Genomic DNA, 15,419 nt, shown 5'->3' on the forward strand with positions numbered 1-15,419 from the left:
CGGAAGATCGGCGATCTGGGACGGCACCCTACCCGGCGGTACCCCGCCCAGAAACCCTGGCGTTCTCGACGGTGACGCGACGCCGGCGCCAGAGCACCAGCGGCACGGCGCCCGCGAGTCCGAGGGCGCCCGGAGCGGCCGCGCTGAGGTTCTGGTCGAAGGTGTCGGGAACCGGCAGCGTGTCCCAGCGGGTGGGCGGCCAGGCGATCACGATGGCGCGGCCCACGACATTGCCGACCGGAACGAAGCCCTGGTACTTGTCCTGCTGGTGGTAACGGGAGTCCAGCGAGTTCTGCCGGTGGTCGCCCATGACCCAGATTTTGCCCTTGGGTACCGTGACCTTGAACTGGCCGCCCTGGTCGTCGTTGCTGCACGGGGTGTTCCCGGCGTAGACGTACGCCTGCTCGTTCAGTGCCTTGCCGTTGACCGTCAGCGGGCCCGTGCCGTTGCACTCGATCGTGTCGCCACCGACCCCGATGACCCGCTTGATCAGGTCCTTCTCCTCGGCCGAAGGCATCAGGCCGATCCAGCTCAGGGCCTTCTGCACGGCGTTCGGGTTCGGGGTGGGCTCGCCCGCCAGCCACTGGTCGGGGTCATGGAAGACCACGACCTCACCGCGCTCGGGCTCGGAGCCGAACCACGGGGTGAGCTTGTCGACCAGGACCCGGTCGCCCTGCTGAAGGGTGTTCTGCATCGAGTCCGAGGGAATCGAGAACGCCTGCACCAGGAAGGTCTTGATCAGCAGCGCCAGCACCAGCGCGATGCCGATCAGGAGGGGCAGTTCCTTCCAGAAGGAGCGCTGCTTCCTGGGTGCGGACGTGGGACCGCCCGGCCTGCCGTCCTGCTCGGTGCGCTCGCGCGTACCGCTGTCGCCTCCGGACTCACTCCCGGAGCCTGCGACGCCGTCTGCCGGGGAAGCCGCGTCGTCGGGCCGCTCCGGTCGCTCTTCCGGTCCTTCGTGTCCGGATCGTGCGCCGACCGCCAAGTCCCCCACATCCACTCCTCACTCCGTGCCGCCGCCCGCGCCGCATTCGGCGCAGGCCCACCACTCCCATAACGAGCGGGAGTTCCGCAGGGCTCGGGAGCGGGATCAATCCGTATCGATCCGCGGAGGCCACCCTATGCGACACACCGAGAGCGGTGGTCGACGCAGTCGGGACGGACGCAAACGTGTCCGGCTCCTTGAGGTGGGTCCAGTGACCGACGGGCCAGGCGATGACCTCGGCGCGGCCGACGACGGACTTCTCGGAGACGGTGCCGCCGTATTTCTCGGTGCGGTGGTAGCGGGAGTCGGCGGAGTTGGCCCGGTGGTCGCCCATGACCCAGAGACGGCCCTGGGGCACGGTCACCTCGAAGTCGAACGCCGAGGGTTTGTTGCCCGGGTGGATGTACGGCTCGTTCAGGGGCATGCCGTTGACGGTCATCCGGCCTTGCGCGTCGCAGCACTTGACCGTGTCGCCGCCGATCGCGACGACCCGTTTGATCAGATCCTTGTCGTCGGCGGAGGGCAACAGGCCGATGAAGGTGAGCCCTTCCTTGACCTGCTTGACGACGACGGGGTCGTTCTTCTTGGTGGTCTCCTCCGCCGTCAGCCAGCCGCCGGGGTCCTTGAAGACGACGACGTCTCCCCGCTGGGGCTTGGAGCCGAACCAGGGCGTGAACTTGTCGACGAGGACGCGGTCGCCGATCTGGATCGTGTTCTCCATGGAGCCCGACGGGATCACGAAGGCCTGCACCAGGAAGGTCTTCAGGACCAGGGCTATGAGGACCGCGACGCCTATGAGGAGAGGGAACTCCTTGATCGCGGAGCGACGCCTGCGGCGCTTGACCTTGCGGGCGAGTCTGCGCCGTTCCGCCCGGCCGGGACGGGCGGCGCCGCCGGCCCGCCGGGACCCGGTGGGCAGCAGGTTGTCGGCGGGCGTGCTGGGGACCCCACGCGGTCTGCCGCGGTTACCCATGGGCACCGTCCGCCGCGGGCACGCGCGCGTAGGCACCGGGGCGCTCCAGCCGGGTCCAGTGGCCGGCGGGCCAGGCGATCCAGTCGGCCCTGCCGATCACGTCGCCGACCGGGATCATGCCGCCGCCCGGTGAGCCCAGATGGTCACGGGAGTCGCTGGACTTCCCGCGGTGGTCGCCGAGAAGGAAGAGGCTGCCGTCGGGCACGACGACGTCGAAGGGCGCGTCGGAGGGGCTGTCCCCCGGATACACAAACGCCGACTCGTCGACCGACCGGCCGTTCACCGCCACCCTCCCCTCCTCGTCGCAGCAGACCACGTGGTCCCCGCCCACACCGACGACGCGTTTGATGTAGTCGGCGTCGCCGAAGTACCCGGTGCCGTCGAACACGACGACATCGCCCCGCTGCGGCTCAGCACCAAAACGGTACGCCAACTTATTTACGAGAACGCGGTCCCCGATCCTCAATCCCTGCTCCATGGAACTGCTGGGAATTTGGAACGGCTGCATCACGTAGGTGCTGAACAGCAGCAGAAACAGCAGGCAGATCAGCAGGGTGAGGGTGATCCGGCCACCGGGAAGCCAGTCGGCGATCCGGTCCACCAACGCAAAACGCGACCGTCCCTCCCGTCCCCCTGTGTCCGAGATCTCCTCGGACCGGTCGGGGTGGGAAGAGCGGTCGCGCTCCACGTGCTGTGCTTCGGTGTCCATCGCGGCCAGATGCTATCCGGCCGCGCTGTGACCCCGGAAGCGCGCTCAGTTGTCGCGCTTCTCCTTGATCTTCGCGGCCTTGCCGCGCAGGTCGCGCAGGTAGTAAAGCTTCGCGCGACGCACGTCACCGCGGGTGACGAGCTCGATCTTCTCGACGATCGGGGTGTGCACCGGGAAGGTGCGCTCCACGCCGACGGAGAAGGAGACCTTGCGGACCGAGAAGGTCTCGCGGACACCGGCGCCCTGGCGGCGGATGACTACGCCCTTGAACTGCTGCACACGGGAGCGGTTGCCCTCGATGACGCGGACGTGGACGTTGACCGTGTCACCCGGGCGGAAGGCCGGGATGTCGGTACGCAGGGACGCACCGTCGACGGAGTCGAGCAGGTTGGGCATTTCGTCTGCTTTCTTCGCTGATGCCACAGGTCATCAACGGGAGATAGATTTCCAAGAAGGGGCGCTGTCGCGTCGGGCCTTGCGTCGTGTCCCCCTGTGGCAGGGGCGCACGCCGGACGACGTACAACAGCAGCCTATTGTTCCACGGCCTCGGGCCTGCGCCAAAATCGGCCGTGCTGCGCTCCCTCGGGGTCCGGCGCCCAGCCCAGGATGGAGAGCGTTTCGCGGTCCTTCTTGTCGAACGAGGAAGGGTCGCAGCGCTCGATGAGGTCCGGCCGGTTCGCGGCCGTACGGCGCAGTGCCTCGTCCCGGCGCCAGCGCGCGATCTTGCCGTGGTGACCGCTGAGCAGCACGTCGGGGATCCCGCGGCCACGCCACTGGGGCGGCTTGGTGAAGACCGGTCCCTCCAGGAGGTTGGCCATGGCCCCCGGCGCGAAGGAGTCGTCCCGGTGGGACTCGGCGTTGCCGAGGACACCCGGCAGCAGCCGGGCCACGGCCTCCGTGACGACGAGGACGGCCGCCTCGCCGCCGGCCAGGACGTAGTCCCCGATGGACACCTCGTAGACGGGCAGACGGGCCGCGTACTCGTCGATGACACGGCGGTCGATGCCCTCGTAGCGGGCGGGCGTGAAGACCAGCCAGGGGCGCTCGGACAGCTCGACGGCGAGTTCCTGGGTGAAGGGGCGCCCGCTCGGGGTGGGCACGACGAGCACGGGCCCGTGCGAGCCCGTCTCGTAGCCGTCGGCGAGGACGGAGTCCAGGGCGTCCCCCCAGGGCTCGGTCTTCATGACCATGCCGGGGCCGCCGCCGTACGGGGTGTCGTCGACCGTGTTGTGGCGGTCGTACGTCCACTCCCGAAGATCATGCACGTGCACATTCAGCTGTCCACGCGCGCGTGCCTTGCCGACGAGCGAGACGTTCAGGGGTTCCAGGTACTCGGGGAAGATCGTGACGACGTCGAGCCGCATCAGGCGTCGGTCCCCGGGGTGTCCTCGGCGTCGCGGGAGGACGCCACTTCCGCGCGGTCGTCGATGAGCCCGGGCGGCGGGTCGATGACCACCCGCTGCTCCGTCAGATCGATCCCGGTGACGATCTCCTCGACGAAGGGGATCAGCACCTCGGTGCCGTCGGAGCGCTCCACGATGAACAGGTCCTGCGAGGGCAGATGCGAGATCTCCGTGATCCGCCCGACCTCGGTGCCGTCCGCGGTGACGACGTCCAGGTCCATCAGCTGGTGGTCGTAGTACTCGTCCGGGTCCTCGGGCGTCTGCTCCGGGTCGACGTCGGCGATGAGCAGGGTGTTGCGCAGGGCCTCGGCGGCGTTCCGGTCGCGTACGCCCGCGAAGCGCAGCAGGAGACGGCCGCTGTGCACACGGCCCGTCTCGATGGTCAGCGGTCCGGCGGACGCCGGGTCGGTGGCCAGGACGGCGCCCGGCCCGAGCCTGAGTTCCGGCTCGTCGGTACGGACCTCGACCGTGACCTCGCCCTTGATGCCGTGGGCGCGGCCGACGCGAGCGACTACCAGCTGCACTGTGCTTGATCTCCTGTCGTGTGCCTACCGGCATTGCCTCGGATGCCTACCGGCATTACATCGTGGACTGCGGGCGCCGACGACCGCGGGCGCGGGACCTCGGCGGACGCGCAGACGACTGCGGGCCGGGGACAGCTCGGCCACGCGGCGCCGGCCGCGTGCCCGATACTGCTCCCCGGCCCGAGCCGGTGCTGTCTGCTACGTCAGCGAACGTGGTCCACGTCGACAAGGTCGACGCGGACACCGCGGCCGCCGATGGCGCCCACGACAGTGCGCAGAGCGCGTGCTGTTCGGCCGTTGCGACCGATCACCTTGCCGAGGTCGTCCGGGTGGACCCGGACCTCGAGAACGCGCCCACGGCGCAGGTCACGCGAAGCGACCTGCACGTCGTCGGGGTTGTCGACGATGCCCTTCACGAGGTGCTCGAGAGCCTCCTCGAGCATGCTCAGGCCTCGGTCGACTCAGACGAAGAGGACTCGGCCGGGGCCTCGTCCTTCTTCTCAGCCTTCTTCTTCTGGGTGATGGCCTCACCCTTGCCCTCGTCGTCGCCACCAAGGGCTTCGAACGAGGGGCGCGTCGCCTTCGGCTCGGCCACGAGCAGCGGAGCCGGGGCGGGCTCGCCCTTGTACTTCTGCCAGTCGCCGGTGAGCTTCAGAATGGCGAGAACGGGCTCGGTCGGCTGCGCGCCGACACCCAGCCAGTACTGCGCACGCTCCGAGTCGACCTCGATGCGCGACGGGTTCTGCACCGGGTGGTACAGGCCGATCTCCTCGATGGCCCGGCCGTCACGGCGGGTACGGGAGTCGGCGACGACGATGCGGTAGTGAGGCGAACGGATCTTGCCCAGACGCTTCAGCTTGATCTTGACTGCCACGGAAGTGGTGTCTCCTGGTCTTGACGTGGTTGGGCACGGCGAGATTGCCGCGTGGGGTTGCGGTACCCGAGTGCCCGATGGACGCGTCAGCCGGAGGAGAGAGGGGTCCTGTGCGGCTGTCGAGTACAGCTGTCCATTCTGCCATACCCGACCGGGTGGCCCGACCCCGGGCGTGCACGCACCTGAAGCACGCACGCCACACCCGTACCCGAGCACGGCGTCACCCGGCGCCGGGTGACGCCCGAGTACCGGCCGAGCAGCCCGGGGCTGCCGCAGATCTGTCACCGCGACGGAGGGGGCCGAGTGCGGCTGCCACGAGCAGCCGCCTCGTCAGCCGGCCGCCGCGCCGACCACCTCGGGGATCCGGAAGGGCTTGCCGCACCCCCCGCACACGATCGGCGCCTGCGCCAGCACCGACGGGACGACCCGCACGTTGCGTCCGCAGTCGCAGACCGCCTTGACGCGGACTCCCCCTCCGGAGGAGCCGTGCCGGGCGGCCGGGCCCCGGAAGCTGCGGGCGGTGTCCGCGGTCGTCGCGACCGTGTGCGCCTTGAGGGCGCGCTGCAGCCGCTCGATCGTCGGGCGATAACGGCGCTTCGCCTCGGGGTTGAGCGTGACCAGGGAGAAGCCGCTGCTGGGATGCGGCTCCTCCGGGTGGTCCAGGCCCAGCTCCTCGGCGATCGCGAGGAATCTGCGGTTGTGGTACCTGCCGGCGCGCGAGGTGTCGCGGACTCCGCGCGCGGCGGCGATGCCATGGACTGCCTCGTGAAGCAGTCGCTCGAAGGAGAGCTCGTGTCCGCAGGCGGACGACGATTCCCCGATCAGGGATTCGGGCGCGGCAAGATCCGGCAGTTCGGGGTGGTGCCGCTGAATGTCGGCCCACGCCCCTGCCAGCTCTGCGGCGAGAACAGGTGGTGTCGTGCTCACGTCGTGACAACGAGCCGGGGTGCCTCAGTGTTCCTATTACGGGGCATCCCAAATAATTTGCACGTACCCGTCAGTTGCCGCTGATGCGTCCTGACGAGGGCGGGTGCGCTGATCTGCGGAGAAGCCTCACAGCTCATACCAAGGCGGTACGTAGTCACACGTACGTACCGGCGCGTAGACGACGTCCGCACGCCGGGGCACCTGGCGTCATCAGATGCGCAAGGGGCGTTTCGGCCGCCCTCGGGAGGACCTAGTAGGCGCGCGCCACGACGGCGACGTTACCGGGTGAGTCGTCGGCCTCGGGGACCGACCCGTCCTCGGCGACCAGACACCGTACGGTCACGGAGTGCTCGGCCAGCCTGGCCTCGCCCTCTTCGCCCAGGTCGGCCCACGGGATGCGGGCCCAGCCGCCGGCTGCGGCCGCCTCGACGGCCTCGTCGATCGTGGCGACGTCGGACGTGCGGGACTCGCGGCGCTCGCGCGACTGCCGCAGCAGCAGCGCCTGGTCCTCCTCGAGGACACCGGGGAGCAGGGACACGAGCGAGTCGATCGCGACCGGCACCTTGCCGCCGGGGATGCGGCGGGCCAGCATCGCGGTGCCGTTCTCCAGGTCACGGGGGCCGACCTCGATGCGTACGGGGACGCCCTTGAGCTCCCAGTCGACGGCCCGGCGCCCGAAAGGGGTGTCCGTACGGTCGTCCACGTGGACGCGTACGCCCGCCGCCTTCAGCCGGTCGCCGATTTCGCGGACCTTGGCCAGAACCGCATCGTCGCCCTTGATCGCGAGGACGACGGCCTGTACGGCGGCGAGCCGGGGCGGGACCCGCAACCCGTTGTCATCACCGTGCGACATGATCAGGCCACCCACCATGCGGGTCGAGGACCCCCAGGAGGTCTGCCAGACGAACTCCTGCTTGCCCTCCTTGGACAGGTACTGGGTGTGGAAGGCCTTGGCGAAGTTCTGGCCGAGCTCGTGGCTGGTGCCCATCTGGAGGGCCTTGCCGTCGCCCATCATGGCTTCGAGCGTGAGGGTGTTGATGGCACCGGCGAACCGCTCGCTCGCCGTCTTGCGGCCGAGGACGACGTCGATCCCGAGGATGTCGACCATGAAGTCGGCGTACACGTCCTTGTGGATGTACGCGGCGTAGTCCCGGGCGTCCTCGTAGGTGGCGTGGGCGGTGTGGCCCTCCTGCCAGAGGAATTCCGTCGTACGGAGGAACACGCGGGGGCGCATCTCCCAACGGACCACGTTCGCCCACTGGTTGATCAGCAGCGGCAGATCGCGGTAGCTCTGCACCCACTTGGAGAAGTAGTCGTTGATGATCGTCTCCGAGGTGGGGCGGACGACGACCGGCTCCTCCAGCTCCTTGCCGCCGCCGTGCGTGACGACCGCCAGCTCGGGCGCGAAGCCCTCGACGTGCTCGGCCTCCCTCGTCAGGTACGACTGCGGGATGAAGAGCGGGAAGTACGCGTTCTGGGCGCCGGCTTCCTTGATCCGGGCGTCCATCTCCTGCTGCATCCGCTCCCACAGCCCGTACCCGTACGGCCGGATGACCATGGTGCCGCGCACCGGGCCGTTGTCGGCCAGCTCGGCCTTGTTGATCAGGTCCTGGTACCAGCGGGGGAAGTCGTCCGCCTGGGGCGTGAGAACGGGTGCCTTTGCCATGGCGCGATGGTACGGGGCCATGTTGCCGGGAGGTGAATTCTCGCGGCGCACACAGCCGGCGCACAAACCGGGCGCCGTAACCCCTGGACGCCACGACGAGCGCGGAGTTTCCTGGCATACGGGGGGCGTGCGAGCGCACTGCACGGGGCCATGGAAACAACGGGGCGCAGCGGCAACTCTCGGCGGATTGGGGCGCTTTCGATGACACCTACGCTCGTGCGGCAGCACCTACCTCACGCGGGCCGAACGCCTCGCGTGGACCAGTGTGCACGCGCGCGTGACTGGGCCGAGATCCAGGAGCGGATGCTGGTCCCGCTCTACGAAGCCGTCTACGAGCGACTCGAAGTGGGCCGTGGGACACGCCTGCTGGGGCTCGGCTGCGGCTCGGGGCTCGCCCTTCTCATGGCGGCGTCACGGGGTGCCTCCGTCACCGGTGTCGACGCGTCGGCGCCCGAGCGGCTGGCTCTCGCGCGCGAACGGATGCTGCCCGAGGCGGGCGGCACACGCGCGTGTGCGTCCCGGATCGTCCACGGGGAGCCCGGGGATCTGACCGGCCCCGGCTCCCCTGCGTACGACGTGGTGACCGCCTTCGAGCCGATCGGCTGCACGGCCGGGGACTCGGAGGGGCTCGGGGACCTGCTGGAGGCGGCGGCGCCGCTCGCCGGGCCCGGTGCGTCCGTCGTACTGGCCGGGTGGGGGCCGCCGGAGCGTTGCAGCACGTCCTCCGTGCTGCGGGTCGCCGCCAAGCCGGCGGATCCGGCGCGCGCTGCGGTGGGCTGGCGGCCCGCCCAGCGGGACGACCTGGAGGAGGTCGCGCGACGGGCCGGGCTGAAGCCCGACGGGTCGGGGCGCGTTGCCTGTCCCTTCGGGTACGCGGATGTCGGGAACGCGGTGCGGGGGTTGCTGTCGACCGGGTTGTTCGACGCGGCGATCGCCGCGACGGATCAGGGGCAGGTCGACAAGGAGCTCAAGGAGGCGCTGCATCCGCACCTCCGCAAGGACGGGACCGTGTGGATGACCAATGTCTTCCGGTACCTGATCGCTCGTGCGGTCTGAGGTCGAGGGAGTTTCGCCCCCTCCGCGCCTGCCTGTCCCGTGTCTGGGGCTGCGCCCCCGGACCTGACTTCTCGCGCTCAAACGCCGGACGGGCTTGAGCGTGGGATGCCGGCGATTCGGTAGGCCTCCGTCTCCTCCAGCGTCTCGTTGGCCAGGAGGGCCTCGGCCAGGGCGTCCAACTGGCCGCGGTGACTGCGGAGTTTGTCGCAGGCCTCCTCGTAGCACTCGTCGACGATGCGGCGCATCTCGTGGTCGATCGAGTCGAGGGTCGCCGGGGCGGCGGCGAGGCCGTAGGCCTGCTGGGTGTCGCTCGGGAGGGCGGAGAGGCGGCCGACGCGTTCGCTCATGCCCCAGCGGGCCACCATGCCGCGGGCGAGGCTCGTGACCTGCTCCAGGTCGTTCTCCGAACCCGTGGTGACGACCCCGTAGACGACGTGTTCGGCCGCCATGCCGCCCAGGGCGCCGATGATGCGGCCGCGCAGATACTCCTCGGTGTACGCGTACTTGTCCGCGTCCGGGGTGGACAGCGTGACGCCCAGGGCCCGGCCGCGCGGGACGATGGTGATCTTGCGGACCGGGTCGGCGCCGGGCTGCAGCATGCCGAGGAGGGCGTGGCCGCTCTCGTGGTACGCCGTGCGCCGGCGCTCCTCGTCGGGCATGACCAGCGGGCGTTCGGCGCCCAGTTGCACCTTCTCCAGGGCCTCGGAGAGGTCCCCCTGCGTGACCTGGTCCTGCTTGCGCTTGACCGCGAGGAGGGCGGCCTCGTTCGCGAGATTGGCCAGATCGGCACCCGTCATGCCCGGTGTCGTACGGGCCACCTGGGCCAGGTTCACGTCGGGAGCCAGCGGGATCTCCCTGGTGTGGTCTCCAGGATGGCCTCGCGGCCGCCGCGGTCGGGCGGGGAGACGTTGACGATCCGGTCGAAGCGGCCGGGGCGGGTGAGGGCCGGGTCGAGGATGTCGGCGCGGTTCGTCGCCGCGATGACGATCACGCCCTCCGCCCCCGAGAAACCGTCCATCTCGGTGAGGATCTGGTTCAGCGTCTGCTCGCGCTCGTCGTGGCCGCCCATGCCCGAGCCGCCGGCGCGGGCCCGCCCGATGGTGTCGATCTCGTCGATGAAGATGATCGAGGGGGCCACTTTGCGGGCCTCCGCGAACAGCTCCCGGACCCGGGAGGCGCCCACGCCCACGATCATCTCGATGAACTCGGAGGCCGAGGCCGAGAAGAACGGGACGCCCGCCTCCCCCGCCACCGCCCGCGCGAGCAGCGTCTTGCCGGTGCCGGGCGGGCCGGCCAGCAGCACACCGCGCGGCATCTTCGCGCCCATCCGCCGGTACGCGTCGGGGTTCTTGAGGAAGTCCACGACGTCGTTCAGTTCGCCCTCGACCTCGTCGATGCCGGCCACGTCGGCGAACGTCGTGCGCTTGGCGCCGGGCTCCAGTTCGACGGGCCTCGGCGGTTCCTTCCGGCCGAGCATGCCCCCGGCGCCGCCCAGGCCGCCCGCCCTCATCCGCCGGGCGATGAAGACCCACAGGACGACGAGCAGCAGCATCGGCGCCAGCGAGATCAGCAGGTTGGACAGGAAGCTGCGGTGCTGGACGACCGGCTCCGCCGTCACCGTGACGTTGTGCTTGGTCAGGTTCTCCCAGAGCTGGTCGTCCGCGAAGGCCGGGCGCTGGGTCTTGAACTTGGTGTACTTCCCGTCGCCCTCCGGGTTGTCCTGGGCGTTCTTGAGCTGCCCCTGGATCGCGTCGCCCTTGGAGTAGATCTTCGTGACGTTCCCGGAGTCGACCTGCTTGCTGAACTCCGTGTACGAGATCGTCGGCTCGTCGCCCTCGTTGAAGAAGGACAGCACGAGGTTGGCGATGAGATAGACGATCAGGGCGGTGAGGATCAGGCTCCACCAGCCGCCCCGCATGTTCCGCTTGTTGGGCGGTGGCTTCGGCGACTCCGGCGGCGTGCCCTCGGTACGCCACGGCTGGTCAGGCGTCTTCCGCGGCGGCACAGGGTTGCTCATATCCGGACGTTACGACAGAGAACGGGCACCGGCACGCTGCGCGCATGCCACTGGGGGCGCCCCTTCGGCAAGGGGCGCCCCCAGTGGCGTACGAGCGCGGACGCTCCTACGGAGTGGGCCGTCAGCCCATGAACTTCTTGAACTCGTCCGGCAGCTCGAAGTCCTGGGCGCCCTGCTGGGGCAGACCGAGAGCGCCGCCGGCCTCGCGGCGGGCCGCGGCCTCGGCTTCCTCCTGCTTGCGCTTCATCGGGTTGCCGGAGCGCTGCTTGCCCTTGGCCTGCTTCTGCTTCTTCTTGGCGCGGCCGGGGCCGCCGCCCATGCCCGGGACGCCGGGCATGCCCGGCATACCGCCGCCCTGGGCCATGCGGGACATCATCTTGCGGGCCTCGAAGAACCGCTCGACCAGGCCCTTGACCGCGCTGACATCGACACCCGAGCCCTTGGCGATACGGGCGCGGCGCGAGCCGTTGATGATCGTCGCGTCCTGGCGCTCGCCCGGGGTCATCGACTTGATGATCGCGGCCGTGCGGTCGACGTCGCGCTCGTCGAGGTTGGCGATCTGGTCCTTGATCTGGCCCATGCCCGGGAGCATGCCGAGCAGCTTGCTGATGCTGCCCATCTTCCGGACCTGCTCCATCTGGGCCAGGAAGTCGTCCAGGGTGAAGTCCTGGCCCTTCTTGGACGCCAGCTTGGAGGCCATCTGCGCGGCCTCTTCCTGGCTGAACGTCTTCTCCGCCTGCTCGATCAGGGTGAGCAGGTCACCCATGTCGAGGATGCGGGAGGCCATCCGGTCAGGGTGGAACGCGTCGAAGTCGCCGAGCTTCTCGCCGTTCGAGGCGAACATGATCGGCTTGCCGGTCACCGAGGCGATCGACAGGGCCGCACCACCGCGGGCGTCACCGTCGAGCTTGGAGAGGACGACGCCGTCGAAGCCGACGCCGTCACGGAAGGCCTCGGCGGTGTTGACCGCGTCCTGGCCGATCATCGCGTCGACGACGAAGAGGATCTCGTCCGGCGAGACCGCGTCACGGATGTCCGCGGCCTGCTGCATCAGCTCCTGGTCGATACCCAGGCGGCCCGCGGTGTCCACGATCACGATGTCGTGGACCTTCGTCTTCGCGAACTCGATGGAGTCCCTGGCGACCTTGACCGGGTCGCCCACGCCGTTGCCCGGCTCGGGCGCGTAGACGGCGACGCCCGCGCGCTCGGCGACGACGCTGAGCTGGTTGACCGCGTTCGGGCGCTGGAGGTCGGCGGCGACGAGCAGCGGGGAGTGGCCCTGGTCCTTGAGCCACTTGCCGAGCTTTCCGGCGAGCGTCGTCTTACCGGCACCCTGCAGGCCCGCGAGCATGAGCACGGTGGGCGGGTTCTTGGCGAAGCGGAGGCGTCGCGTCTCGCCGCCGAGGATCGTGACGAGCTCGTCGTTCACGATCTTGAGGACCTGCTGGGCGGGGTTCAGCGCCTTCGAGACCTCGGAGCCGAGGGCGCGCTCCTTGACGTTCTTGATGAAGGTCCGCACGACCGGCAGGGCCACATCGGCTTCGAGGAGCGCGATACGGATCTCGCGCGCGGTGGCGTCGATGTCAGCTTCGGACAGCCGGCCCTTGCCCCGCAGGTTCTTGAACGTCGCTGAGAGGCGATCGGAGAGAGTATCGAACACGGCGCTCGTCTGTCCTCAGGGGTCGGGGGCGATGGGAATCGCCCTCCAGGGTATCTGCCCGCGTGCGGTGGGGTCTCCACCGCGTTCGTACGAGGCTGGGGCCGCCCCCGCCCACGGCCCCCGGGACGTCGTACGTAGGCCACCCGGGCGCCGCCGGAGGCGGCCCTCGTACGCGTCAGCCGCGCAGCGTCTCCTCCAGCGAGCGGGCCATCGAGGCCGCCTCCTCGCCCGGCAGCGGCGCACCCTCCGGCGCGGTCACGTAGAAGGCGTCCACGGCGTTGGCGCCGAGGGTGGACACATGCATGCTCCGCACCCGCACGTGCGCGTCCTCCAGGGCCCGGCCGATGCGGTGCAGCAGGCCGGGGGCGTCATGGGCACGGACCTCGATCACCGTGGCGTGGCGGGAGGCCGCGGGGGCGACCGTGACCCGGGGCGGCGGCGCGACGGACCCGCGGCGCCGGGGGTAGGCGGCGTCCCGTTCCGCGAGCCGGGCCGTGATGTCCAGGGAGCCGTCGAGGGCGCGGACGAGGTCGGCGCGGAGCCGGGCGGCCTGCGGCAGCGAGCCGTACTCGGCGGCGACCCGCCAGTTGAGCAGCAGCACGGAGCCCTGGACGGAGTCGGGCAGGTCCAGGGCGCGCAGCTCCGCGGTGCGCACGGTCAGCCGGTGCATGGCGAGCACGCCGGCCACGGCGGGGAGCACGCCGGGCTGGTCGGGCACGGCGATGAGCAGTTCCACTCCCAGCGGTTCCGGGTCGCCGGCGGGCTCCTCGGCGGGGGTCTCGGTCTGTGCGCGCAGCGCGAGGACGGGCCCCTTGGTGCGGAACGCCTCGATGGCGAGCCGCTCCTGCTCGGCCGTGGGCGCGACGGCCTCCGGCTCCTCCGGAACGTCCCCGGCGAGCACGGCCGCAACCCGCTTCACCAGATCGGCGACCAGGGAACCGCGCCAGGTCGACCAGGCGGCGGGCCCGGTGGCCAGGGCGTCGGCCTCGGTCAGGGCGTGCAGCAGTTCGAGGGTGCCCTGCGAGCCGACCGCCTCGGCGACCGAGCGCACGGTGGCCGGGTCCTCCAGATCGCGCCGGGTGGCCGTCTCGATGAGCAGCAGATGGTGCCGTACGAGGGTGGCGAGGACGGCGACCTCCGCGCGGTCGAAGCCGATGCGCGCGGCGACGTCCTTGGCGATGATCTCGCCCGCGACGGAGTGGTCGCCGGGCCAGCCCTTGCCGATGTCGTGCAGCAGGGCGGCGACGAGGAGCAGGTCGGGCCGGCCCACGCGCCGGGCCAGCTCGGAGGCGCGGACCGCCGTCTCGATGAGATGGCGGTCGACGGTCCAGATGTGCACGGCGTTGCGCTGGGGCCGGCAGCGCACCCGCTCCCAGTCGGGCAGCAGCCGGGTGATCAGGCCCTCGGCCTCCAGCGCCTCCCAGACCTCGATGGTCGGGCGGCCTGATCCGAGCAGGGTGACGAGCTGTTCGCGGGCTTCCGCGGGCCAGGGCGTGGGGAGCGGACGGGCTCCGGCGGCCATCCGGCGGACGGCGTGCAGCGAGAGCGGGAGGCCGGACTGGGCGGCCGCGGCGGCGGCGCGCAGCGGCAGCACCGGGTCGCGGTCGGGGCGCGCGGCGCGGGCGAGGACGACCTCGCCGTCCTGCTCGACCACACCTTCGGCGAGCGGGGAGCGCTCCGCGACGGGCTTGGCGCCGCCGCCGAGCATGGCGCGCAGCCGCGGCCGCACGGCCCGCGACTTGAGCACCCGGCCGACCTCGCGCCAGGTGACGTCACTGGCGTACGAGATGACCCGCGCGGCTTCGTACACCTGGCGCAGCAGGGTGTCGGCGTCGAGCAGACCCAGCTCGGCGGCGACCTGGTCCTGCTCCTGGAGTGCCAGCCGGTCGGTGGCGCGGCCGGTGGCCAGGTGCAGGGCGTCGCGTACGTCCAGCAGCCGGCGCCGGGCGTCGGTGAGTCCCTCGCGGGGCGCGTCGGCCAGCCAGGACGCGGCGACCGCGCGCAGGGCGGTGGCGTCCCTGAGGCCGCCCCGGGCCTCCTTCAGGTCCGGTTCCAGGAGGTACTGCAACTCGCCCTGGCGCTCGGCCCGTTCGGCGCACAGCTCCTGGAGTTCGGGGAGACGTTTCGGCGCCTGGTTGCGCCAGTCGGCGAGGATGGCGGTGCGCAGGCCGGCGGTGAGGCCGAGGTCGCCGGCGAGGTGGCGCGCGTCGAGCAGACCGAGCTGGACCTTGAGGTCGTCGCCCGCGGTCTTGCGGGCCTCGGTGGGCGTCCGTACGGAGTGGTCGAGGGCGAGGCCGAGGTCCCAGACGGGGTACCAGATGCGGTCGGCGAGCGCGGCGACCGCTCCGGAGTCGCTGCCGTCGTGCAGCAGGAGCAGGTCGAGGTCGCTGCGCGGGGAGAGCTCACCGCGGCCGTAACCGCCGACGGCGACCAGGGAGACACCGCGCAGGCCTTCGGCTCCGGCGTCGAAGAGGCCGGTGAGCCAGTCGTCCGTCAGTTCGGCGAGGGCCGCACGGCGCGGCGGCCCGGACCGCGCCCCCTCCTGGAGGAGGCGCAGCCGGGCCGCCGCATAGCCGCTGGGTCCCGAGTCCTCTGCTTCCGAACGCATGCCCGTACTCGTCACCC

General features: G+C 70.7%; 13 protein-coding genes and 1 pseudogene. 1 reads left to right on the forward strand and 13 read right to left on the reverse strand.

Annotated features, from left to right (window positions below; translation table 11 throughout):
* Positions 1 to 28: 28 nt before the first annotated feature.
* The 10 genes from lepB (ACFWM2_RS20270) to proS form a co-directional block, all read right to left on the reverse strand.
* Positions 29 to 994 (reverse strand): signal peptidase I, encoded by a 966-nt coding sequence (lepB, locus tag ACFWM2_RS20270; protein ID WP_383281445.1) that lies wholly within the window; start codon positions 992 to 994, stop codon positions 29 to 31.
* Entirely contained in the window at positions 882 to 1,958 is a 1,077-nt protein-coding gene (gene lepB, locus ACFWM2_RS20275) for a signal peptidase I (protein WP_383281448.1), read from the reverse strand. Before lepB (ACFWM2_RS20275) ends, lepB (ACFWM2_RS20270) begins: the two co-directional genes overlap by 113 nt.
* Positions 1,951 to 2,667: a signal peptidase I gene (gene lepB / locus ACFWM2_RS20280; protein WP_383281451.1), complete on the reverse strand. Its 717-nt coding sequence runs from the start codon at positions 2,665 to 2,667 to the stop codon at positions 1,951 to 1,953. Before lepB (ACFWM2_RS20280) ends, lepB (ACFWM2_RS20275) begins: the two co-directional genes overlap by 8 nt.
* 45 nt (positions 2,668 to 2,712) lie before the next feature.
* Entirely contained in the window at positions 2,713 to 3,063 is a 351-nt protein-coding gene (gene rplS, locus ACFWM2_RS20285; RefSeq protein ID WP_383281454.1) for a 50S ribosomal protein L19, read from the reverse strand.
* A gap of 134 nt (positions 3,064 to 3,197) precedes the next feature.
* Complete coding sequence (trmD, locus tag ACFWM2_RS20290) at positions 3,198 to 4,031, reverse strand: tRNA (guanosine(37)-N1)-methyltransferase TrmD (protein ID WP_383281457.1); 834 nt, start codon at positions 4,029 to 4,031, stop codon at positions 3,198 to 3,200.
* Complete coding sequence (gene rimM / locus ACFWM2_RS20295) at positions 4,031 to 4,594, reverse strand: ribosome maturation factor RimM (RefSeq protein WP_383281460.1); 564 nt, start codon at positions 4,592 to 4,594, stop codon at positions 4,031 to 4,033. Before rimM ends, trmD begins: the two co-directional genes overlap by 1 nt.
* 203 nt (positions 4,595 to 4,797) lie before the next feature.
* Complete coding sequence (locus ACFWM2_RS20300; RefSeq protein ID WP_005479813.1) at positions 4,798 to 5,037, reverse strand: RNA-binding protein; 240 nt, start codon at positions 5,035 to 5,037, stop codon at positions 4,798 to 4,800.
* Between the two features lie 2 nt (positions 5,038 to 5,039).
* Positions 5,040 to 5,468, reverse strand: a complete 429-nt coding sequence (rpsP, locus tag ACFWM2_RS20305) for a 30S ribosomal protein S16 (RefSeq protein WP_383281463.1) — start codon at positions 5,466 to 5,468, stop codon at positions 5,040 to 5,042.
* 330 nt (positions 5,469 to 5,798) lie between these two features.
* Entirely contained in the window at positions 5,799 to 6,395 is a 597-nt protein-coding gene (locus tag ACFWM2_RS20310) for a hypothetical protein (RefSeq protein ID WP_383281467.1), read from the reverse strand.
* A 250-nt stretch (positions 6,396 to 6,645) separates the two neighbouring features.
* On the reverse strand, positions 6,646 to 8,061 hold the full coding sequence (gene proS / locus ACFWM2_RS20315) for a proline--tRNA ligase (protein WP_383281470.1): 1,416 nt from the start codon (positions 8,059 to 8,061) through the stop codon (positions 6,646 to 6,648).
* A 201-nt stretch (positions 8,062 to 8,262) separates the two neighbouring features.
* Between proS and ACFWM2_RS20320 the strand changes: the two genes are divergently transcribed.
* Positions 8,263 to 9,117: an SAM-dependent methyltransferase gene (locus ACFWM2_RS20320; protein WP_383281473.1), complete on the forward strand. Its 855-nt coding sequence runs from the start codon at positions 8,263 to 8,265 to the stop codon at positions 9,115 to 9,117.
* 77 nt (positions 9,118 to 9,194) lie between these two features.
* Here the strand turns inward: ACFWM2_RS20320 and ftsH are convergent.
* The 3 genes and pseudogenes from ftsH to ACFWM2_RS20335 all read right to left on the reverse strand — a co-directional run bounded on the left by ftsH (position 9,195) and on the right by ACFWM2_RS20335 (position 15,417).
* Positions 9,195 to 11,134 (reverse strand): annotated as a pseudogene (ftsH, locus tag ACFWM2_RS20325) (ATP-dependent zinc metalloprotease FtsH).
* 121 nt (positions 11,135 to 11,255) lie between these two features.
* Positions 11,256 to 12,794, reverse strand: a complete 1,539-nt coding sequence (gene ffh, locus ACFWM2_RS20330) for a signal recognition particle protein (protein WP_383281476.1) — start codon at positions 12,792 to 12,794, stop codon at positions 11,256 to 11,258.
* A gap of 175 nt (positions 12,795 to 12,969) precedes the next feature.
* Entirely contained in the window at positions 12,970 to 15,417 is a 2,448-nt protein-coding gene (locus tag ACFWM2_RS20335) for a [protein-PII] uridylyltransferase (RefSeq protein WP_383281479.1), read from the reverse strand.
* Between the last annotated feature and the right edge of the window lie 2 nt (positions 15,418 to 15,419).

The sequence above is a fragment of the Streptomyces sp. NPDC058371 genome, from assembly GCF_042723265.1.
Taxonomy (GTDB): domain Bacteria; phylum Actinomycetota; class Actinomycetes; order Streptomycetales; family Streptomycetaceae; genus Streptomyces.